Origin of the sequence: Paenibacillus sp. J53TS2 (genome assembly GCF_018403305.1) — a bacterium.
Taxonomy (GTDB): Bacteria; Bacillota; Bacilli; order Paenibacillales; family Paenibacillaceae; genus Fontibacillus; species Fontibacillus rhizolycopersici.
Map to the genome: position 1 here is coordinate 212,596 of NZ_BOSK01000008.1, position 21,226 is coordinate 233,821.

At 53.6% G+C, this 21,226-nt stretch carries 22 protein-coding genes and 1 riboswitch; of the genes, 9 read left to right on the plus strand and 13 right to left on the minus strand.

Annotation, left to right across the window (positions count from 1 at the left end; genetic code table 11):
- Positions 1-123 precede the first annotated feature (123 nt).
- Entirely contained in the window at positions 124-1,062 is a 939-nt protein-coding gene (locus tag KJS42_RS17840; protein WP_155607420.1) for a hypothetical protein, read from the plus strand.
- A gap of 92 nt (positions 1,063-1,154) precedes the next feature.
- On the opposite strand, the gene KJS42_RS17845 is transcribed toward KJS42_RS17840, so the two are convergent.
- The 5 genes from KJS42_RS17845 to KJS42_RS17865 form a co-directional block, all read right to left on the minus strand.
- Entirely contained in the window at positions 1,155-1,379 is a 225-nt protein-coding gene (locus KJS42_RS17845) for a YezD family protein (protein WP_155607421.1), read from the minus strand.
- A gap of 953 nt (positions 1,380-2,332) precedes the next feature.
- Entirely contained in the window at positions 2,333-3,193 is an 861-nt protein-coding gene (cysW, locus tag KJS42_RS17850; RefSeq protein ID WP_155607422.1) for a sulfate ABC transporter permease subunit CysW, read from the minus strand.
- 28 nt (positions 3,194-3,221) lie between these two features.
- On the minus strand, positions 3,222-4,052 hold the full coding sequence (gene cysT, locus KJS42_RS17855; protein WP_155607423.1) for a sulfate ABC transporter permease subunit CysT: 831 nt from the start codon (positions 4,050-4,052) through the stop codon (positions 3,222-3,224).
- A 36-nt stretch (positions 4,053-4,088) separates the two neighbouring features.
- Positions 4,089-5,165 (minus strand): sulfate ABC transporter substrate-binding protein, encoded by a 1,077-nt coding sequence (locus tag KJS42_RS17860; RefSeq protein WP_155607424.1) that lies wholly within the window; start codon positions 5,163-5,165, stop codon positions 4,089-4,091.
- A gap of 526 nt (positions 5,166-5,691) precedes the next feature.
- Positions 5,692-7,212 carry a beta-propeller fold lactonase family protein gene (locus KJS42_RS17865; protein ID WP_213623651.1) on the minus strand — a complete coding sequence of 507 codons (1,521 nt, stop codon included), beginning with the start codon at positions 7,210-7,212 and terminating at the stop codon, positions 5,692-5,694.
- Positions 7,213-7,345: 133 nt separating this feature from the next.
- On the opposite strand from KJS42_RS17865, the gene KJS42_RS17870 reads away from it, so the two are divergent.
- The gene (locus KJS42_RS17870) at positions 7,346-7,837 is read left to right on the plus strand and encodes a CcdC family protein (protein WP_155607426.1); all 492 of its coding nucleotides are present in this window, start codon (positions 7,346-7,348) and stop codon (positions 7,835-7,837) included.
- Positions 7,838-7,865: 28 nt separating this feature from the next.
- Here the strand turns inward: KJS42_RS17870 and KJS42_RS17875 are convergent, their stop codons facing one another.
- The 3 genes from KJS42_RS17875 to KJS42_RS17885 all read right to left on the minus strand — a co-directional run bounded on the left by KJS42_RS17875 (position 7,866) and on the right by KJS42_RS17885 (position 10,090).
- The gene (locus tag KJS42_RS17875; protein WP_213623652.1) at positions 7,866-9,299 is read right to left on the minus strand and encodes a sensor domain-containing diguanylate cyclase; all 1,434 of its coding nucleotides are present in this window, start codon (positions 9,297-9,299) and stop codon (positions 7,866-7,868) included.
- A 198-nt stretch (positions 9,300-9,497) separates the two neighbouring features.
- On the minus strand, positions 9,498-9,719 hold the full coding sequence (locus tag KJS42_RS17880) for a cold-shock protein (protein WP_193416699.1): 222 nt from the start codon (positions 9,717-9,719) through the stop codon (positions 9,498-9,500).
- 170 nt (positions 9,720-9,889) lie between these two features.
- Positions 9,890-10,090: a cold-shock protein gene (locus KJS42_RS17885; RefSeq protein ID WP_009223993.1), complete on the minus strand. Its 201-nt coding sequence runs from the start codon at positions 10,088-10,090 to the stop codon at positions 9,890-9,892.
- Positions 10,091-10,393: 303 nt separating this feature from the next.
- Positions 10,394-10,506, plus strand: a riboswitch (TPP riboswitch).
- A 156-nt stretch (positions 10,507-10,662) separates the two neighbouring features.
- Here KJS42_RS17885 and KJS42_RS17890 point away from each other — a divergent pair.
- Genes KJS42_RS17890 through KJS42_RS17905 form a run of 4 tightly spaced genes read left to right on the plus strand, consistent with a single transcriptional unit; the run spans position 10,663 to position 13,690 of the window.
- A complete protein-coding gene (locus tag KJS42_RS17890) occupies positions 10,663-11,730 on the plus strand; it encodes an ABC transporter substrate-binding protein (protein WP_244868538.1) in 1,068 nt (355 codons plus the stop codon).
- A 55-nt stretch (positions 11,731-11,785) separates the two neighbouring features.
- The gene (locus tag KJS42_RS17895; protein WP_059042346.1) at positions 11,786-12,079 is read left to right on the plus strand and encodes an MTH1187 family thiamine-binding protein; all 294 of its coding nucleotides are present in this window, start codon (positions 11,786-11,788) and stop codon (positions 12,077-12,079) included.
- Positions 12,076-12,846 (plus strand): ABC transporter permease, encoded by a 771-nt coding sequence (locus KJS42_RS17900; protein WP_213623653.1) that lies wholly within the window; start codon positions 12,076-12,078, stop codon positions 12,844-12,846. The genes KJS42_RS17895 and KJS42_RS17900 overlap by 4 nt, the downstream gene beginning before the upstream one ends.
- A gap of 28 nt (positions 12,847-12,874) precedes the next feature.
- A complete protein-coding gene (locus KJS42_RS17905) occupies positions 12,875-13,690 on the plus strand; it encodes an ABC transporter ATP-binding protein (RefSeq protein ID WP_213623654.1) in 816 nt (271 codons plus the stop codon).
- A 20-nt stretch (positions 13,691-13,710) separates the two neighbouring features.
- On the opposite strand, the gene KJS42_RS17910 is transcribed toward KJS42_RS17905, so the two are convergent.
- From KJS42_RS17910 to KJS42_RS17920, 3 genes are all read right to left on the minus strand, one after another.
- Positions 13,711-14,046, minus strand: coding sequence for a hypothetical protein (locus KJS42_RS17910; protein ID WP_213623655.1), 336 nt, complete (start codon positions 14,044-14,046; stop codon positions 13,711-13,713).
- A 26-nt stretch (positions 14,047-14,072) separates the two neighbouring features.
- On the minus strand, positions 14,073-14,693 hold the full coding sequence (locus tag KJS42_RS17915; RefSeq protein WP_155607432.1) for an HD-GYP domain-containing protein: 621 nt from the start codon (positions 14,691-14,693) through the stop codon (positions 14,073-14,075).
- Positions 14,694-15,015: 322 nt separating this feature from the next.
- Entirely contained in the window at positions 15,016-15,981 is a 966-nt protein-coding gene (locus KJS42_RS17920; protein ID WP_193416703.1) for a tyrosine-type recombinase/integrase, read from the minus strand.
- Between the two features lie 213 nt (positions 15,982-16,194).
- Here KJS42_RS17920 and KJS42_RS17925 point away from each other — a divergent pair, with 213 nt between their 5' ends.
- Entirely contained in the window at positions 16,195-17,019 is an 825-nt protein-coding gene (locus tag KJS42_RS17925; RefSeq protein WP_213623656.1) for a TatD family hydrolase, read from the plus strand.
- Positions 17,020-17,088: 69 nt separating this feature from the next.
- Here KJS42_RS17925 and nfsA read toward each other — a convergent pair whose 3' ends face one another.
- Both nfsA and KJS42_RS17935 read right to left on the minus strand, forming a co-directional pair.
- On the minus strand, positions 17,089-17,832 hold the full coding sequence (nfsA, locus tag KJS42_RS17930) for an oxygen-insensitive NADPH nitroreductase (protein ID WP_213623657.1): 744 nt from the start codon (positions 17,830-17,832) through the stop codon (positions 17,089-17,091).
- A gap of 119 nt (positions 17,833-17,951) precedes the next feature.
- Complete coding sequence (locus KJS42_RS17935; RefSeq protein WP_213623658.1) at positions 17,952-18,575, minus strand: LysE/ArgO family amino acid transporter; 624 nt, start codon at positions 18,573-18,575, stop codon at positions 17,952-17,954.
- A 162-nt stretch (positions 18,576-18,737) separates the two neighbouring features.
- Here KJS42_RS17935 and KJS42_RS17940 point away from each other — a divergent pair, with 162 nt between their 5' ends.
- The gene (locus KJS42_RS17940; RefSeq protein WP_213623659.1) at positions 18,738-20,186 is read left to right on the plus strand and encodes an aminotransferase-like domain-containing protein; all 1,449 of its coding nucleotides are present in this window, start codon (positions 18,738-18,740) and stop codon (positions 20,184-20,186) included.
- Between the two features lie 61 nt (positions 20,187-20,247).
- Positions 20,248-20,922 (plus strand): hypothetical protein, encoded by a 675-nt coding sequence (locus KJS42_RS17945; protein ID WP_155607438.1) that lies wholly within the window; start codon positions 20,248-20,250, stop codon positions 20,920-20,922.
- Positions 20,923-21,226 lie beyond the last annotated feature (304 nt).

Consider the following 21,226-nt stretch of genomic DNA (forward strand, 5'->3'; position numbering starts at 1 on the left):
CGTCTGCCGTTTATTTTCACAAGTTTTCATCAGTTTCCAAGTATACCATATTTCCGAATCTCTTGAACCAAGCTTGAATCCGAACGGCACGTGTGCAATAGTGAAAGGAGGAATATGGAAAGGGTGATCACCATGTCACTGTCGGAATGGGTTACCTGGCTGCAGACGTCTGAACATTCGGCAATAGCCGCTTTCCTGGCGTTATCAGCGTTTCTCGCGCTTTACGGTGCGACACGCCGCAAAATCGACCGGGATGAACACAGACGACTGGAATACGTCAACTCCACTTTGGATCGTTATGCTTCGGCTGCCGGGTCTTTAATGACAGCTATGGATCTGTCATCGCAAACTTCCCTGGACCCGGACCTAGGCCTCCTACGAGACAAGCTGCTCGCTTGCCGAGCCGCGCCTTATACCAGTGAAAATCTTCTGGCCCAAATCGCCGCTTTTGTCGAGGACAGCGATGCTTCCCGCCTTCCTCTGATGCTGAGAACGATCGAACGGGAAAGCGAGGCTCTCATCGCCGAGCGGGACAAGTTGCTTCGCCTGATGGAACGGCCCGGCTGGGGAAGTTGGCTCTGGCGCGTTGTCCGGCCTCTTTTGCCGGTGTTGTTCGCCGCTGCTTTCTTTCTAACACTGCTTTGGTTATGGCGCTTGCTGGGAACGAGCCTCTCCAGCGAGACGGTAACTGAAGACGTATGGGAGGTGGCGACGGGCTGGATGCAATTAGCCTCATGCTGGTTTGCGCTGCTGCTGCTCTACATGGCAATCATGGGCGGGCGGAATCGGCATGACAACGCCGTCCCCGCTCGTCTGCTGGCCTCCTTCATCGCCGTGTTAGCCGTGGGCCATTTAGCTGGAGGTCAGTTAGCCCCTTATATTTTGGGCGCCCAACTGCTTCTGTTTCTCGGCGGGTTCCGCTTAAACAGCCGCAAGCCAAGGAAGGCGCGTCCGTACGTCGGCCACGACCCACTACCGATGTCACCGGGGGCTGGTGAAACGCCCCTTCCCGGAGCCGTGCAGGCGGAAGGCCGACTGGGAGAAGGCGAAATGCCGCAATAAACACAAACAACCCCGATTCCTTGTGGGCAGCGCAGACCTCGCTGCCTGACCGCCCGGAATCGGGGTTGTTCTTATGGAAACCGTTATGCGAGTTACCGCTGTCCGGATTCGCGCAAAGGTTTGGCCGTATGACGGGAAGCACCGGAAGCCCTGGAGGCGCTGCCTGGATTCAACTCGTAACGTTTGCGCTCCGTGCGTTCCATTTGCACGATTTGGCCTTCATGAACGACGATGTTCAGCGAACCGAATTCCATGCCGCCCAGCAGTTCCGCGATCCGTTCCAGCCAGATTTCGTCGACTTTCAATGGTTTCGCCATCCCCCTACCCCTCCCCTTATACAGGTAAATCAAAAGTTATCTTTGGATCACGAAGCTATTATCAGGGCTGCCTCTCGGCGGCGAATCTTGAATTCAGCCGAGCCTTCCGTTGCTCACGTAGCTTACAGCTACGCTCCGCTACTCTGTCTCTAGCTTCATCCAACCTTCTTGGTGCTCCCAACCTAACTTTTGATTCTTGATTTAACGCGGTAAATCAAAAGTTATCTTTGGATCACGAAGCTCTCTCATTAAGAAGCCTATCCGACGGCGAATCTTGAATTCAGCCGAGCCTTCCGTTGCTCACGTAGCTTACAGCTACGCTCCGCTACTCTGTCTCTAGCTTCATCCAACCTTCTTGGTGCTCCCAACCTAACTTTTGATTCTTTATTTTACGCGGTAAATCAAAAGTTATCTTTGGATCACGAAGCTCTCTCATTAAGAAGCCCCTCCGGCTGCGAATCTTGATTTCAGCCGAGCCTTCCGCCCGCACACACGTCGTTAACCAGCGCCTAACGTCAGCTCAACCGGTTACTCTGCTAACTACTAACTACTCACTTACGCAACGCCCTACTACCGCTGCTTCCTCCGCATGAACTCCGCTACCTCCAACTAACTTTTCGCCTTCTAACGGAACCCAGAGCCGTTATTTGTCCGTTTCGCGAATGATCTAGTTTCTAACGGAACCAGGAGACCTTATTTCGGGCAAATACAGTCCATTCTCCGCGAGATGAGCCCAATAAGGCCTCTGAGTTCCGTTACAGCGGGAAATAGCCGGGAAATGAGCAAATAACGGCGCTACGTTCCGTTAGAAGTTGGCTGCTCGGTTCACGGTTCACAGTTTACCGCACACGGCACCTACTACACGTTCCCAGCAAACCTCCGTATTACGTCCCCCAACCGCCGAACCGCTTAACCCCATTAAGCAACTTGGCGGCGGAGCTTGCGTTTCTACCTTAATGGCGGCTTTGGCGCGTGAACCAGCCTTTGAGCAGCAGAGTCACGAGCGCCAGTAGCAGCAAAAGAGAGGCTACGGCAAACGATGCGGCAAATTGGTATTCGTTATACAAAATCTCCACATGCAGCGGCAATGTGTTTGTTTCTCCCCGGATATGGCCCGAGACGACGGAGACGGCACCGAACTCCCCCATCGCTCGCGCGTTGCAAAGCACAATTCCGTACAATAGACCCCATTTGATATTCGGGAGCGTGACCTTCCAGAAAATCCGGAAGCCCCGAGCTCCCAACGTGACCGCGGCCTCTTCCTCCTGCTGCCCCTGATCCTCCATCAAGGGGATGAGCTCACGGGCAACGAACGGAAAAGTCACGAACAACGTCGCCAGGATAATGCCTGGCAAAGCAAATATGATTGAAATCTGATGTTCGTCCAGCCACGGTCCAAACCAGCCGTGCGAGCCGTATACCAGCACATAAATCAGGCCGCCGATGACCGGAGATACGGCAAACGGCAGGTCGATCAACGTGACCAGCACCTGCTTGCCGCGAAATTTGAATTTGGTGACGGCCCACGCGGCGGCTACCCCAAAGATTGTATTCAGCGGTACGGTTATTAAGGCGACGAGCAAAGTCAACCGCAATGCGGACAACGCATCCGGATCGCGGATCGCCGCAACGTACACGTCCCAGCCTTTCTTAAGCGCCTCCGTCAGCACGACGGCAAGCGGCAAGACGATCAGCCAAAGCAGAACGAGTGCGGCCGCCGTGATCAATACCCACTTCATGGCGCCGCCCCTCTTCCCCACCTGTCTACGCGGGGCCGTCGGCTTACTTGCAGCTAATGGCACAGAACCGGCCATAATCTTCCCTCCCTATCGAGTTCGTATCTTACCGCGCGGTCTTGCGGATCCGGCGCTGCAGCGTATTGATGAGCAGCAGCAGCACGAACGAGATCATCAGCAGCATCAAAGCTACCGCCGTCGCTCCGGCATAGTCGAATTGCTCCAGCTTCGACATAATGAGCAGCGGAGCGATCTCCGTCTTCATCGGCATGTTGCCAGAGATAAAGACGACGGAGCCGTATTCGCCGATGCCGCGGGCAAACGCGAGCGCAAACCCCGTTAGGAGCGGCGGCAGGAGCTCCGGCAACACCACTTGGCGGAAGGTGCGGAAGCGGCTTGCACCAAGCGTCGCCGCCGCCTCCTCCACCTCGGCGTCCAGATCCTGCAGCACCGGCTGTACGGTGCGTACGACAAACGGGATGCCGATAAACATCAGCGCAAGCGTGATGCCTGCCGGCGTAAATGCGATGCGGATCCCCAGCGGTTCAAACAAGGAACCGATCCAGCCGTTAGCCGAATAGATCGCGGTAAGCGAAACGCCGGCCACCGCCGTAGGCAAGGCAAAAGGAAGGTCGATCATGGCATCAAACACGTTTTTGCCGGGAAAATCGTACCGGACCAGCACCCAGGCTAGCAGCAGCCCCAATACGGCATCAATAAGTCCGGCCACCGCCGCGGTCACAAAGCTCACCTTGTAGGAAGCCAGTACACGCGGGTCGGTCGCGACATCCCAAAATTTCTCCCAGGTTAGTCCTGTAGAATTCAGCAGCAAGGCGGAAAGCGGGATCAGCACGATTAAACTGAGATACAGCACGCTGAATCCCATCGTCAGCCCGAAGCCGGGCAAAACGCCGCGCTTTGTGGTGCCACTGTGCATATTTTTTCGCCTCCGATTCGTTACGGTCGGTTTGGATTATTGTGGTACATAGATCTGACTGAAGATGCCGCCGTCATTGAAATGCTTCGCTTGCGCTTCGGCCCAGCCACCGAATTCCTCAATCGTAAACAGCTTGATCTCCGGGAATTTGTCGGCATACTGCGTCTTCACGCTATCCAGTGTCGGGCGGTAGTAATTCTCCGCGGCTATTCTCTGGCCTTCTTCCGAATACAGGTATTTCAAATAAGCTTCAGCTACTTCACGGGTGCCCTTGGCATCCACGTTCTTGTCTACCACCGCGACTGGCGGTTCGGCCAGGATGCTCTCCGACGGATAGACGATATCGAATTTGTCCGGACCTAGCTCCTGCACAGACAACCAGGCCTCATTCTCCCACGCCAGCAGAACGTCACCCAGCCCGCGTTCCACGAATGTCGTGGTTGCGCCGCGTGCTCCACTGTCAAGAACCGGAACATGCTTGAACAGTTCCTGCACGAACTCCCGTGCTTTCGTTTCATCGTTATTGTTATGATGCAGGGCGTATCCCCATGCCGCCAGGTAATTCCACCGTGCTCCGCCAGAGGTTTGCGGGTTCGGCGTAATGACCTCGACGCCCTCTTTGATCAAATCGTCCCAATCCTTGATCTCTTTGGGGTTGCCTTTGCGAACTAGAAATACGATGGTCGAGGTGTAGGGCGAGCTGTTGTGCTCGTATTTTTGCTGCCAGCCTTCACCGATCAGACCGCTTTGCGAAATGGCGTCAATGTCGTATCCGAGGGCCAATGTGACCACGTCGGCTTTCAAACCGTCGATGACCGCCCGGCTTTGTTTACCCGATCCTCCATGCGACTGCTTGATTGTCACTTTCTGTCCTTTTTCCTTCTCCCAATAGGCCGCGAAGGCTTTGTTATAGTTCTCGTATAATTCCCGTGTCGGGTCGTAGGATACGTTCAGCAACTCCACCGCTTTGGGCTTCTCCCCACTGCCGGAATTGCCGGCTGCCGCGCTGGCTGCCTCGTTGCCCCCGCTATTGTTCGCCGAGCAAGCCGCCAGGACTCCAACCAATATCAACGTCAAACCTATTAGAACCCCTTGCTTCAACCTTCTGTTCATCGTATCACTCCCCATACTCACTTTCTTCTCGCTTTACTAGGGCAGGGCTGTCATCTACCGCATCAGAATCCATTGGAAAAAGGAAAACGGAGAAACGCCCCACCCCCTACGGTCAAACCGAGCCACTACCCGTGTCTGCCAAGGCAAGTAGAGCGTTCCTCCGTCCGTACGGTGAGAACATTTTTAATTATTCCTACCTGTTTAGTATGCTATGGTGTTATTTTATATGCGGCAGCCTAAAAATGTCAAACCTTTTTATGCAAAAAAATCAAATTATTTATAAGCTCCCCTTATAGCCGGGACAGGCCCTGGCCTGGAGCGCTATATGCCCCCTTCCACAAAAAAAGAACCCGGAAGCCAGCGGAGTGCGGGCCTTCGGGTTCTTGGGTCGGAACCTTCGTCTTTCATTTGAAATTGAAGCTTCTGCTTCACTTGGTACCTGCCGGCCGCTGGGCGTTTTCCCTACTAGTAGAGATATGCCATTTCAGGCTTCCAGGTTCCTTGACGCTTCGAAATTCTTCCGGAATTACTTCAACATCCCCGCCACAAGGTTCGCCGGAAGCGGCTCGACGCAGGACGGCTTATCGACCTTCAAGCTATGCGCGGTCGGCGTAAGATGGCCGCTCTTCGGATCCCGGCGTAAAGCGGCGATATTGCCGCTGTTCTGATTCACCACCAGGACGTAATCTTCCAAGACCGCAAAATTACGCGGCCAACTCCCCTCCACACTCGTCCATGCCGGGTCATCCAGACGTCCGGTCTTGGGGTCCAGGTGGAAGCGGACAATGCTGTCATGTCCACGGTTGGAGCCGTATACGTATCGACCGTCTGGCGAGAAGTGAATATCGGCCGGATAATTCTCCCCATGGAACTCAGTCGGCAGCGAGCTGACGTGCTGAATCACCTCAAGCCGCCCCTCCATCGGATCAAAGGCGTAAGCCGTCATCGTGTTGTTCAGCTCGTTCATGCCGTAAGCAAATCGCTCCGATGGATGGATTACGAAATGCCGCGGCCCCGCTCCCGGCGGCAACTCCGTCACCCCGTGCTTCACGAGTTGCCCGCACTCCAGACGGTAGATCACGATTTGATCGGTTCCTAAATCGGAGACGAATGCGAACCGACCGTCCAGACTTGGCACAGCGCTATGCGCATGAGCCGATTCCTGGCGTTGCCGGTTTACGCTGCTTCCCTCATGGCGGATGAGGGAGATCATGTCCCCCGGCGCACCCTCCGGATCGAGGGCAAACGCATTGACATGACCGCTGGAATAATTAGCGACCAGTAAGTGCCGCTCTGGCCCAGGCTGTAAAGCCAGATAGCAAGGATCTGCCCCAAGCGTAGCCTTTTCGCCTTTCATCGACAGCTTCCCGTCCTTCGGATCTACCTCGAAACCGGCGACCCGCCCTTCCGCTTGTTCACTTACCGCATACAACCGCAGTCCCTTGGCATCGAGTGTCAAAAAGGATGGATTCACGAGACCCGAAATGCTGTGAAGAATCCGCATTTCCCCGGTGCCTCGCTGCAGTTCGCAGAGATAAATTCCCGGATCCTTATTTTCGGCGTAGGAACCCGTATAGAACAGCCAGACATCTTGGCTTTTTTCACTCATTAAATCCTCTTCCTTCCTATGATCGGGTTCATCCAGCAACCGTTTCACCTCGGACAAAGGCAGCCGGTCAAAATACATCTCCACCTGATGCTCCGCCCCGCCATAAATCTGGTTCATGACGGCAGGGATATTCGAGGAAATGGCACAGGAGGAATGCTCGCTGCCGGAGCACCAACTCGGACGCAGCGAACCTTGGGCGAAGATGCGATACAAATCGCCGAGAGACACCTGAGAGAGCTCGGCCTTTAGCAAGTATCCGCCGTGCGCCCCCTCTTTGGTGGTCACGAGCTCGTGGCGGCGAAGCAGGCTAAGCACCTTGCGCACTCTCGCTGGATGTGTCGCCACACTGCAGGCGATCTGTTCGCTGTTGGCCATGCGCTCTTCCCTGGAATTCAAAAACAACAAGCAATGGACGGCAACCGTCAATTCGCTGTTCATCTTTCTTCCCCTTTCCCTTACCGATTTGAAACAAGTGCAGGTGAGTATGATATAATGTTCTCGCGAATCTCTATTACCTAGTAGCCATTATTGTTGGGTACAGCGCACAATTACCTACAGAAAGGGAACCTCTATGAAGCTGATGAATCCCTCTTATATGCAAATCTTTTTTACTTTCGGTGCGATGGCCATGGCCGTCGCAGTTCTGTTTATCCGTCTGAAAGCGAGCCGTCGGCCTGTCACCGTGAAGAAGATCGTCATTCCGCCGCTTGGGATGACTACCGGCCTCATCATGTTCGTCGTCCCGGAAACGCACATTCCATTCCTGTGGGGCGTGATCGCTTTCGCTTTCGGCTGGCTCCTGTTCTCCTATCCGCTGATTCGAACAACCAAGTTCGAGAAAATCGACGACGAGATTTATGCGGAGCGCTCTCGCAGCTTTATCCTGATCCTGGTCGGGTTGCTGGTCGTTCGTCTCCTGCTCCATGAAGTCGTGGAACAGTATGTCTCCGTGATGCAAACAGGAGCGCTGTTCTTCCTACTCGCATATGGTATGATCATTCGCTGGCGTCTGTTTATGTTCAAGCAATACCGGGTCATGACCGAGAATATCGAGGCCTCCTGACCCTAATCAGGCGCAGGAGGCAAAACTCTTAACCTTCCACAACCGATCGGTTGCGCCCCTCTTCCTTTGCCCGATAGAGGCAGCGGTCTGCACGGCGGATTAACTCCTCCGCCTCCATCGGATCAAAGGGAGCAAGGCGATATCCCCCGATGCTGATCGTAACGTATGGCTCCGCCTTGGAGCGTTTATGCTCGACGGCCAGGCTGGCGATCGCTTGACGCAGCCGCTCCGCAGCTTCCAAGGTTTCCTGCGTCTCAAGTCCGGACAGGACGACCACGAATTCCTCTCCCCCATACCTGGCGGCAAAGCCCTGCTCCTGCTTCGCCACACCATATATTGTCCAAGCGATCTCTTTCAAGACGTGATCCCCGCCTTGATGTCCATAATAATCATTATAGGCTTTAAAACAATCGATATCTATGATCAGCAGCGACAGCGCCGTGTTTCGCTCCTCCGGGGAGACCAATTCCCAAGCCAGTATCTCATCAAACCGCCGGCGATTAGGTATCTCCGTCAACCCGTCGAGATTGGTTAACCGAATCAGCTGTTCGTTCGCATGCTCGAGCTGCAAGCCGGATTCCATCAACTGGCGATGCTGCTCCGATAACCGGATAAATAGTCGATTCACTTCATTTACCACTGCACAAATCACGACTGTCGAAGCGATAACCGAATTGATTTTGGCTACATACCACCCCAGAGTAAAGCGCATGCCGGCAAACAGCGTCAGCGTCACGTCCATCAGTAAGGCAAGCATCGCCACCGCCAACCATAAGTGCAACATCGACCATCCTTTGATTCTTCTCCATACCGCCATCAGGGCAAAGAAATTCAAAATCCACAAGACGGGTCCGATCCCTGAGGTGTTTAGTTTGCGGTAATCGTTCTCTTGAATGATGTCAGGCAGCCAGCGATCGCCTAAAGCGGTGAGCTCAAACACGGCAAATACGCTCAACAACGTCAATGTGATACCGGCTGTACCGTAATTGAAAATCATCTCTTTTGAGCTTAGTGGCTTGGACCACTTTCGATTCACCCAAGCGTACAACAAGATACCAAAGGAAAATCCGCTATGCCAAATCACCCATAGCCAGCCCGCGGTTTGCCCCCCGGCCCCTATCATCTCCCCCAACCCGCCAAAGAGATCGGGAAAAGTTAGTATATGCAAAAACGTCATTAATCCACTATATAAATAGGTACAGCTCAACACGAGCAACGCCGGAAGACCGGAGGCCCGATATTGGCTGTAGATGATGAAGGCCGTTAGCATATCCCCAAAAATCAGCCATCCAATCGCGGCGGAGAGAAAAGTTTCTGTGGCGGGAAGCGCTGTCATCCCAAATGGCAAAGCCACGAGCGACATTGAGATAATCAGAATGCCGATGAGAATGGCCAGCTTCCTTTGCTTGCTGCTGGAAGGAATATCGAAGACTTGAGAAGCAACCTTATAATTACCGTGCATCGATGCGGGGGTTCTCCCTTCTGGATGTCAAACATTGTAGTAGTTCAAACATATTAAATTTTTAATATAGATGCAATCCTTTTATTGATATTTCATTTTTGCATACCCAAAAAAAAAAACAAAAACAGCCGTATTCGCTTTGATGCGAATACGGCTGTGGCTGCTGTCAGCGTCCACCGATTCCGGCGGCGTCCTCGTCTATGCCTTCTTGGCCGACGATCTTTGATCGGAGCTTGGATTACTCAGTTGGGGGAGCATGCGCGTTCCCATGACCATCTCAGACGAGCAAAGCGGACAAGCCGGACTATGTTCAAACGTGAAGTTGTCACGCATCCATCCATTGCAATCGTCGCTCGTGCAGGTCCATACCGGTGTATTTTCCTCAGGAATTTCTTCTAACGTTTTTTTACGGTAGTTCATAATTCCCCTCCTTCAAGGTGAGCGTTCTAACCGGGTGCATAGATGTGGTTCGTCATAGTGCTATATGTACCATCAGAAGCGAGGTTTCCGAATGTTAACCTCATGAATGATCTTTGAGTAGAAAAACTGCCCTCAATGCGAGAACGCATTAAGAGCAGTTTCTGGCTAGCTTACAGTTTTACAACGTTTTCGGCTTGAGGGCCGCGGTTGCCTTGAACCACGTTGAATTGTACGCGTTGGCCTTCGTCGAGGGTTTTGAAGCCTTCGCCAGTGATCGCGCTGAAATGAACGAATACGTCATTTCCGCCTTCCACTTCGATGAAGCCAAAACCTTTCTCAGCGTTAAACCATTTTACTGTTCCGGTTTCCATAGGGGAATACCTCCTGTTTAAAGATTAACATGATTCATTTTTTTAACAGAAGTCGCTCAAAAGGGCTGACCCTTATGAACATGCACCACTTGTATAAAAAAAATTCACACATTGAAAAAAGTTCCAGGTTTTAAATAGTGACACTCTTTTCAATGGGTGAATGATCTTCTTTCTAAAACACGAGATGAACTCATTATATCCTTTTGCCAGATAAAAAGCAAATCCCCTATTTTTGCAAACCTGTTCGGAAAGACTGGACAAATGCGGCAAGCGAAAACTATAATGACAGTTGTAATCTGCAGTCATACTGTTCAGGGGTGCTGGAATTGGCCGGCTGAGAGTGTATCCCTCAAAGATACTGACCCTTTAACCTGATCTGGATAATGCCAGCGTAGGGAGCTATACTATATGGATATGAACTCGTTATTCATTTCATTTCCATTGCCTATCGCGTCCCGGATCCGGGACGTTTTTTTGTATCCGAAATTTGGATTGCGCTTAAGGTCGCATTTCCAGGGTTATACCAAGAACAAAGCTGCGGAAATTTAAACAATCGAAGGAGAGAATGTGTCGTGAAAGTTCAACTACGCACCGTGCTGGCGCTGTTCCTCGGCTGTATGCTGCTAATTCTGTCTGCCTGCGGCGGAGCCAACGGAAATAGCGCGGGCAAGGCTGCTGCAGGAAACCAAGGCGGGCAAAATGCCGAGAATGCCGCGCCTAACCAGGCGACCGGCGAAGAGCTGCGCAGCGTCAAGGTTGTGCTCGACTGGAGCCCTAACACCAATCATACCGGCCTTTACGTCGCTAAGGACCAAGGGTATTTCGCCGAGGAAGGGCTGAATGTGGATATCCTCCTTCCCGGCTCCGGCGGCGCTGAGGCGATGGTTGCCTCCGGGGAGGTCCCGTTTGGCGTCAGCGTACAAGAGAACGTCACCCAAAGCCGGCTCCAAGGCGTCCCGCTTGTATCCATCGCCGCAATCATTCAGCATAATACATCCGGCTTTGCTGCACCTGTTGCCAAGAATATCAAGACACCTAAGGATTTTGAGGGCAAAGCCTACGGCGGATGGGGGTCTCCTGTGGAAGAAGCGGTCATTAAATCCATTATGGACCTGCAGGGCGCCGATGTCGGCAAGGTAAAGTTCCTCAACATCGGGGATGCCGATTATTTTACGGCCGTGAAGCGGGATATCGACTTCGCCTGGATCTTCTACGCATGGACCGGCATCGAAGCCGAACTGCGGGGTGAGCCGCTGGATATGCTTTACGTTAAGGACTTCTCCGAACAGCTTGACTATTATACGCCGGTGCTTGTCACCAACGAGAAGACGATCAAGGACGACCCGGAGCTCGTGAAGGCGTTTATGCGAGCGGTGTCCAAAGGTTATGATTATGCAATCGCCCACCCTGAGGAGTCGGCGCAAATTTTGCTCAAGGCTGTACCGGAACTCGACAAGGACCTGGTAGTTGCCAGTCAAAAATGGCTGAGCCCAAAATACAAGGACGACGCTCCGCGCTGGGGCGAACAGAAGAAAGAAGTATGGCAGAACTACTCTGATTGGATGCATGAGCGTGGCTTGCTGGAGAAACCGCTTGAGGTAGATGCCGCTTTCACCAATGAGTTTTTGCCGAGCGAATAACTCCCTGAAATTATGTTTTCAACCAATTCCCATTATCGAAAGGATGAACTCATCGATGCCAAACGCACTTTTAAGCATTCAAATCATTCCAAAAACGCCAAATGGTGAAGACGTGATACCGTATGTAGACCGGGCCATTGAAGTGATTCAGGCTTCCGGGGTGAAATATCAGGTCAATCCCCTGGAGACAACCATGGAGGGGGAACTCGACGAGTTGTTGGCTATCGTGAAGAAAATGAATGAAGCCGTCATTGAGTTTGGCAGTACAGGCATCATTTCGCAAATCAAAATCTCGTATAACCCCAAAGGCGTCAGCATGGATAAGCTGATTGAAAAATATCGGCCATGAATCTCCGCAGCCTTTGGCACAGCATCTGGCCGCCCCTTGTGGCGGTCATGCTGTTTTTGCTGATTTGGCAGGGCGCCACCGCCTGGTTTCACATTGAAAAATGGATCCTCCCCAGCCCGGTTGATATCGGGCGTGAAGCGGCCGCCGGTGCGGCCAGTTTAGGGGAGCACACGCTGGCAACACTACGGCTGATGCTGATTGGTTTTGCCATTGGAACGCTCGTGGGCTTGTTGATGGCGTTTGTGCTCCATTATGTCCCGTTTCTTAAAGCGTCGCTGTATCCGTTGATCATCTTGAGCCAAAACGTGCCGACCATTGCGCTGGCCCCACTGCTCATGATCTGGTTCGGGTTCGGGATCCTGCCGAAGATCATCGTCATTACGCTCGTCTGCTTCTTCCCTGTTGCGGTGGCGACCATGGACGGACTGAGCCGCACGGATCGCGCGATGCTGGATTATATGCGGATGATCGGTGCGTCCAAGGCGGATATCTTCCGCAAGCTGGAGGTGCCCTACGCGATCCCCTCGATCATGTCCGGGGTTAAAATCGCCGCAACTTACAGCGTCATGGGTGCGGTCATCGCCGAATGGATCGGTGCGGACAAAGGAATCGGCTATTATATGATGCTGCAAAAGGCGTCGTTCCGCACGGACAAAATCTTCGTCGCCATCGCGATCATCGTAGCGATCAGCCTGGCGATGTTCGCCTGCGTTGCTCTTTTGGAAAAATGGCTTATCCGCTATAAACCGTCGAACGACCGGAGTTAACGCAGCTTACAGAAAGGGTGGCTCGGTTATGAGTGAAAAATCAACGATAAGGGATCTGGCCGTACCGGCGCTCGAGGTCCGGCAGATCCATAAGACATTCCGCGACCGGCGACGGGAAGTCCCCGTACTGCGCAATATCTCGCTACGTGTGCCTGCCGGCGAATTCGTGTCGATGATCGGCCCATCCGGCTGCGGCAAAAGCACGCTGTTTCACATCATCGGTGGGTTGACGGCCCCGGAACAAGGAGAAGTCCTACTTCAGGGACGCCCGGTTACCGGTCAACGCGGGCATATTAGTTACGTGCCGCAGCAACCCGCGCTGTTCCCCTGGCGGACGATCGAGGACAACGTCGTTTTGGCGCAGGAAATCGCCGGAACCAGAAGCCGCAGCGATCGTAAGGAAATCCAGCATTGGCTTGCAAAGGCCGGGCTAGGCGGTTTTGAACGAGCTTACCCCCATATGTTATCCGGCGGTATGCAGCAGCGAGCTTCTTTCCTCCGGGGGCTGCTCGCTCCCCAAGAAGTGATGTGCCTCGACGAGCCGTTTAGCGCCCTTGACGCGCTGACGCGCAGCGAAATGCAGCGTTGGCTGCTGGATATTTGGGAAGAGAATAAGCGTTCTGTCTTGATGATTACGCACAGCATCGAGGAGGCGCTGATGCTCTCCGATACCATTTATTTATTCTCGAGCCGGCCGGCGAGCATCCTGCATGCCATTCAAGTGCCTTTCCCCCGACCGCGGCGTGAAGAAATGACGGAAGATCCCGACTTTATTCGTTTGAAGCGAGAAATCGCATCCATGATGGCAGAGGAACAACGCAAAACGACAGCAGGAGGAGTCTAGATCATAGACTCCTCCTGCGATTATGTATTGATTTCGGCGACAGTAACTTGATCCACTTCCAGCATCAATTCTACCCATCTTTGCAAATGCTCGGCTTCCCCTGCGAAGGCAATCAGCCAGGTCACGGATTCAATGGATTCATGAGTTCCCTCCGGATCCACGAGATCCGGCATTCGGGCAAGCACCCGCTCATAGGCGTTCAGCTTTGCGTCGATCAGCCGGAATCGTGCCAGCCTCTGCGCACAATCGGGAAATAAGGTCACGCGAAGGGACAGCAATTTCCGGTCTGCCCGTTTGGCTTCCTCCAGTTCCGCCGGAGATACAAGACGGCTCCAGGACCCATTATCCATGCCCATCCCCCCCCCCCTTGTAACCGCGACATTTACATGATCGAGTAAATGTTCAACATCTCATCGGACAGCTGCATTAACGCATCGACAATCTCCGGGTCGAACTGGGTTTCACGATGACGGAGCAGCTCCTGCTTGGCTTCAGCCATCGTTAGCTTCCGCTCCCGGTAATGCCGATCCGATGTCATGGAATCAAAAGCGTCGACAACCCCGCAAATTCTCGCATTATAGGGGATTTCCTCCCCTTGCAGCCTGTCCGGATATCCAGCTCCGTCCCAACGCTCATGATGCCACCGGACGATATCCGCGATACCTGGGCCAAACGCCGGATCCGCTTCGACGAGTTCCGCCCCGATGACCGGGTGCAGCTTAATGATCTTCCACTGCGCTTTCGTAAGCGGCTCCCGCTGTTCGATGATCGCACGAGGAATCATCGTTTTGCCGATATCATGCATAAAACATCCGCGGACCAGCATGTCCTTCTCCGCCCCGCGAATCTCAAGCGGTTCGGCGATCTTCTCTGCCAGCATGGCTACTCGAATACTATGATGATAGGTTTCTGGATGTTTGCGCACGAGCAGGTTAAACCACTTCACTGCATCTGGGCTATTGTCCATATACAGTTCATCAATGAACTCATTAAAAACAGTCAACCGTTCTGCCCCCTAAAACCTGTGTCTTCATTTGCCTTTCCCGTTCTGGATTCGCACTTTCCTTCCTTCCCTGAAGAAAAAAAGAACTTTTCGCTAAAATCCAGTTAAATTTTTATGCTTTTTACCCGATGATGAATCAGAGCAAACGGATGAAAAACAGATCATGTCGTACAATAACAATTATGCGACAAATCTAAGTAAAAAATGGTCAAAATTTGGCAAGGTTTGTAATTAACTCTTGTTACATTATAGGACAAAAGGGCGATTTTTGCATTATTTTCAGCAAAAAAATAGACAAAAAGCACTAAAATTTTTGAGAGAACTACATAAATTCCATCAAGCAGTCCTGCACGTAGTCGGGGGCGGCCTTTTTCATTTGCTCGACGGTGTGTAAGTAACGTTGGGTCGTGTTGATATGAGCGTGCCCCAAGGTTTCCTGAACCTGCTGCAGCGAGGCGCCCTGAAGTAAGGCCAAAGTCGCGTTGGTATGCCTTAACCAGTGGGGTGTCGGTTGCTTCTGGATCCCGCTTGTGGTCCCCGCTTGTTTGATGATCCGTTCGATTTGCCGCGGCGTTATCGCAAACAATACCAGTTCCGGGTCCGGTTCAGGGGAACCCGCCAATTTTCGCGCATGCTCCTGATACATCCTCCAAAGGTCATGCGGAATCTTGACCTCGCGCGTTTTTCCGCGCTTTGCGTGAGAGACGGTCAACCACACGGACGTTTCTAGCAAATCAGCGTTAAAATCCTTCCATTTGATTCCGCACAACTCGGATACACGAAGCCCTAACAGCACCAACGAAAGACCGATCAGATAATTTCGCAGGCTTTGACGCCGCAATGTTTCCAGCAGCTTGCCGACTTCATTGCGTGTGAGATAATGCCTGCGGCTCGTAACGACAATCGCAGGGATGCGAATATTTTGTGCCGGGTTATGATCAAAAAGACCGATACCGCGGTCGCTCCCCCATTTGTAAAACGACTTCAACGGCGCGATAAATGCAGCCACGCTGGCCGGAGCAAGCGGTTTTTGGGCATCTCGGTAGAATCCTTTCGTCAGGTAGATTTTATACGCTTCGATTTCCCTCCAGGACACCTCTCGAAACGGGACCCCTGAAAGGAATTGCCTAAATTGCTCCAGCGCCCGATAATAGTTTCTGCGGGTATTTGGCGCTTTGGCGCACGCGGTCAGGAACATCTGAATGATTTGCTCATCCTGATATTCCTGTGCGGATGATAAATGAAAGGGATATTGTTGGGCTACAGCCGACAAATAGTTAATTGCCATATTTTGTAGTGGACCTCCTGTTGACGTAATTTTTGTCGCATAATTGTTATTGTACGACATGTCTGCTCGGCTGTAATAAAAAACCATTTACAGAGGGTCCGCTCCCCTTGCAAAAAAAGGTATAAAAGCCGCAGAAATCGCTGAACTGCATACCCAAAAAACAGGTATAATAAAGACATGCTGGTAACCTGTTTCTGGAAAGGGTCTGGTGAGATGTCCTGCGTTCTTCATGGTTTACCGTTGGAAACTCAAATCCCGTTGATCGACGCCCATATTCATTTGGACCTTTACGACGAGGTCACCCGGGAACGTCTGCTGCAGGAACTGCCGGGATGCGGGGTTGAATCCGTAATTGCCGTTTCGATGCATCTGGCCTCTTGCAAGCTGAACAGCGCTTTGGCGGAGCGCCATCCGAACCTGGTACGCCCGGCGTTTGGATTTCACCCTGAACAGCCAATTCCCGCGAATCGGGAAATCGATCTGCTACTGGATTGGATCAAGCGACATGCCGGGGAGATGATTGCGGTAGGCGAAGTCGGGCTCCCTTATTATGCTAGGCAAGAGGCGCTGGAACAAGGAAACCCGTTTGAGCTTGAGCCCTACGTGGATTTACTGGAGAAATTTCTAGTTCTAGCCAAGGAGACGGGTAAACCGGTCGTGCTGCATGCGGTATACGAGGATGCCGACCTTGCCTGCGACCTGCTGGATCGGCATGGTATCACCAAGGCTCACTTCCACTGGTTCAAAGGCGCGGAATCGACGGTCCAACGCATGGCTGAACGGGGCTATTTTATTTCGTTTACGCCGGATATCGTCTATGAAATGGAAATTCAGGAGTTGGCCCGACGCTATCCGCCCGAGCAGGTTATGGCCGAAACCGATGGCCCTTGGCCATTTGAGGGGCCGTTTGCGGGTCAGATCACCCATCCGCGTATGACCAGTCACGTCGCCATGGCTTGGGCGAATCTCCAGGGCATTCCCCCGGAAGAGGCTGCAGCGACGTTGCATCGGAACACGCGGCGTTTTTACGGATTGTGAAGGAAGCGACTCTTAAAACAAAAGCTGTCCCCCAGGTCACCACAACCTGGACGGACAGCTTCTTTGCTGTTATTTCAATTCAAAACCGCGTTCGGCCAAAAATTCACGCATATGAAGGCGCGCCGGTTGAGCCAACTTCTCGGCCATCAGCTCGGACCAAGTCGTATCCTTCGCCCCGCCGGTCCGTTCGCGCAGATACTTCGACATCACCTCGTCGTAGGCGGCCACTTGTTCATCCTGACCGACGGTGTCATAGCCGTTCCAATGCAGCACGGCCGGCAATGGAAGACGCGGCCGTAAACCCGGCTCCTGATCCGGGTAACCCAGACACATCCCGAAGACGGGATACGCCAAATGCGGTAAACCAAGGAGCTCAGCCACTTCTTCGCTTCGGTTGCGGATACCGCCGATGTACACGATGCCAAGCCCCAGCGATTCCGCGGCAACCGCAGCATTTTGCGCCGCCAGCGCCGCATCGACTGTAGCTACGATGAAGTTCTCCGTCGTGTCTTCGTAAGTTTTTTGCGATGGAATATGCCGCTCTGCTGCCCTTTTTAACCTGGACAGATCCGCGCACCAGACTAGAAACACGGGGCACTCCGCCACATAGGACTGTTGCCCGCAAAGCTCTGCCAGCTTGACTCTTCGACCCGCGTCCGTCACCGCGATTACGCTATAGGCCTGCACATTGCTCGAACTGGAGGCCATTTGCCCCGCGGACACAATTTGCTCCACCAGTTCCTTGCCCACCGGGCGATCGCTGTATTTGCGAATCGAACGATGCTCCATCAATCTGGATATCGTCTCGTTCATCTTCCACACTCCTGTTCCCTGCATGATGTTAGTCCCATTATGGAACTTTCCTCCACTGGAAGCAAGGCGACCACTCGATCACTAGCCCTGATTCATCAACCGCTTCTCCCAAAGCACCACTACGAATTACCGACAGCAACACCCGTGTACAGCATATAAATCGCCATTCCCCATACGATCAGTGCAGACACCCGATTGATCCCCCGCAGCAGCGCGCCTCCCCGATCCAGGCTTCCAATGGTTTTCCCCGCCATCGCCAAGCCGAAAAACCACATCCACGACACCAGAATCGTAGCCAGCGTGAACGCCCATTTCGCGCTGCCCGCGTATCCCAGCGAGCTTGTCCCGATCACGCCGATCGTATCCAGAATCGCATGCGGATTCAAAAACGTCACCGATAAAGCGAACACCGCCTGCTTCTTGGCAGGCAACCCGGATGGCCCAGCGGAAGCCGGCGCGGAGGCGTCCCGCCAGATCGTCCAGCCGATGGATATCATAAAGACGGCCCCCGCCGCAAACAACGCGATCTTCAGCCAAGTCCAGGACAAGACCAGCACCGTTACCCCCAATACCGCCAGCAAAATCAGGATCGTATCCCCCACAGCAGCAGTCAGCACGGCCGGCAAAGCCCTACGCAGTTTACGGCTGGCAGCCCCCTGGTTAAACACGAACACGTTCTGCACGCCTAACGGCAAAATGAGGCCAAACGCCAACAAAAAGCCATGGATCACTGCACCCAGCATGCTCTTTCCCCCTTCCATCTCTATGCAACTAATTGTACCTGGCCGTTCCCTATTTGGCTCCATCCATTTGGATGGAATTCGAACCAACCAAACGATATAATAGGGGAAAATAACGTCGTTCACGCGAGAAAGCGGCAATCTGCAAAAAGGGGGTTATCCAACATGAACCATTCGACTTGGCGTCCCAGCCGAAGTTCACCCTTCCCGCTCCATCGCCAAATCATGGAGCATCTGCGCGACCTGATCGCCGGCGGCGAATGGCCGGTTGGGACGCGTATCCCGTCCCAGCGAGAGCTTGCCGCGCGTTATGGCGTCAACCGCAGCACAGTGGTCGCTGCGCTGGATGAGCTGATCGCCGCCGGCTTGCTTCAGGGCGACCGCGGCGGCGGCACCCGCGTCGTCAATCGGACCTGGGGCGTGCTGACTGCTTCACCGCCGCCGGACTGGAACGAGTACGTCCGCGCCGGCGTGCAGCACCCCAATCTGCCGGCGGTGCAGGAGATTAACCAGGCCGAGTTCCGTCCGGGCATCCTGCGGCTTGGTACCGGTGAGCTGGGGCCGGATCTGCTGCCGCAAACCGAGATGGCCGAGCTGTTGGGGCGAATGGCCCTACGTCCCCCAAACCTCGGCTATGGCGAGCCGAACGGGGATCTACGGCTGCGGGAAGCGATAGCCTCTCGGTTGAACCGGCTGGGCATCGCCGTATCGCCGTCCTCGCTGCTGATCGTCTCCGGTGCCTTGCAGGCGTTGCAACTCATAGCCGTCGGGTTGCTTCACCGGGGTTCGACGGTATTAACCGAACGGCCGTCTTACCTGTATTCGGTCCCCGTATTTCAGAGCGCCGGGATGAAGCTGCGAGGCGTGCCGATGGATGAACAAGGACTGCGCGCCGACTTGGTTTCTGTGTACGCCAAGCAATATTCAGGCGCGTTGTTATATACCATTCCGACTTTCCACAATCCAAGCGGAACGGTGATGAGCGAAGCCCGACGGAATCAACTGCTGGAGGTTTGCGAAGCGGCCCGCCTGCCCATCGTCGAGGATGATGTCTACCGCGAGTTATGGCTGGACGAACCGCCGCCGCTTCCTTTGAAGGCGAGGGACGCCAGCGGCAGCGTGCTCTATCTTGGCAGCTTGTCCAAATCGCTGAGCCCCGGGCTGCGTATCGGCTGGATTGCCGGCCCTCAGCCCGTGATCGAACGGCTCGCCGACATCAAGATGCAAAGCGATTACGGCTCCAGCGCCCTTTCGCAGCAGGTCGCGGCGGAATGGCTGGAGAGCGGCCTGTACGACCGCCATCTCGAGCGGTTAAGATCTGCGCTCCGTCTGCGGCGCGAGGCGGCGCTCGACGCTTTAGGGCGGCATTTTCACGATATCGCGGAGTGGGAAGCTCCGCGGGGAGGCTTTTACATATGGTTGAACCTTCATGGATCCCCCTCCCCGCGCAAAGTGTTTGATGCCGCGCTGAAGGCCGGCCTTCTCATCAACCCAGGACACTTGTATGACCGCGAAGCGGAAGGCCGCTTGCGCCTTTCCTACGCGTATGCCACAGCCGATGAGTTAACAGACGGTATCGCCCGCCTTAGTGAGATCGTTCGCGCTTTGGAGTAAACCAATCAGGAAACTATTTACCGTTCGAAAGCGTCTACTATGTAACGAAGGAGGAATCTACATGCGTTTGCGAAAGGGGCTGCGGGGCTGCCTATTCTGCCTGGCCGCAGTGACCGTGTTGATCATGGCAGTCGCCTGCTCTCCTAGCAGCGAAGGAAACAAAACAACGGCTCCGCCGACGGTCGAACAGCCCGTTTCGGAGCAAGGCCCACCATCTGGCGAAACCGGAGAATCAGGAACGGGAACGGATAGCGGTAATCTATCGGACGCAGAGGACGAGGAAGAAACCGCAACCGGGGACGAGGAATCTGAGACGTCGGCCGAGAACATGAATGGATCGGCCGGACAACTCTATGCCATCACATTTGAAGCGATGATGGAACTGGACGAAGGGTTGAACCATGAGATGAACTATATCGCCGTCGACCTGAGCGAGATGACTCAACTTACGGAAGACGACAAAACCTATATCATTGAATATTTGCAAGACTTCGGCACCGAAATCCGTGACCGAACGTTGGATCAGTTGATGGAGGAAGAAAATCCGGAACAGAGCAGTCCTTCCTTGAAAGGCGTGCTGCTGCGCGTCGACAAGGTCGAGATTAACGAGGACTCCGCCCAAATTGAGGGTTCCAAATACCGCTCCGGCACCGGCGCCGTCGGCGCCAAGATTACCTTGAAGCTTGAGGAAGGCGCTTGGAAGCTGTCCGGATCCGAGATGACCTGGATTAGTTGAGAAGGGGGCCGGGGCCGGACGCGAGAGCAGAGGCAGGCACGCAGAGAGCGGCGGGCAAGTCGAATGCGGCGAAGTTGCTGCGGACCACCGTTACCGTTTGGGATTACCAGTGACCAAGTACACTTCCGTACCACCCCGAGTCCTCATCCAAAAAATGTTGCATTTTATGCAACATTTCTATAAAGCCCCCTAATCACTTTGGACACTTTCAGACTAAACAATATACAATAAATATTAGCTGGAGGTAGTCCGTATGAGAGTTCAGCATAGCAAGTTCGACGAGTTAAGAATACAGGTCGTCGAG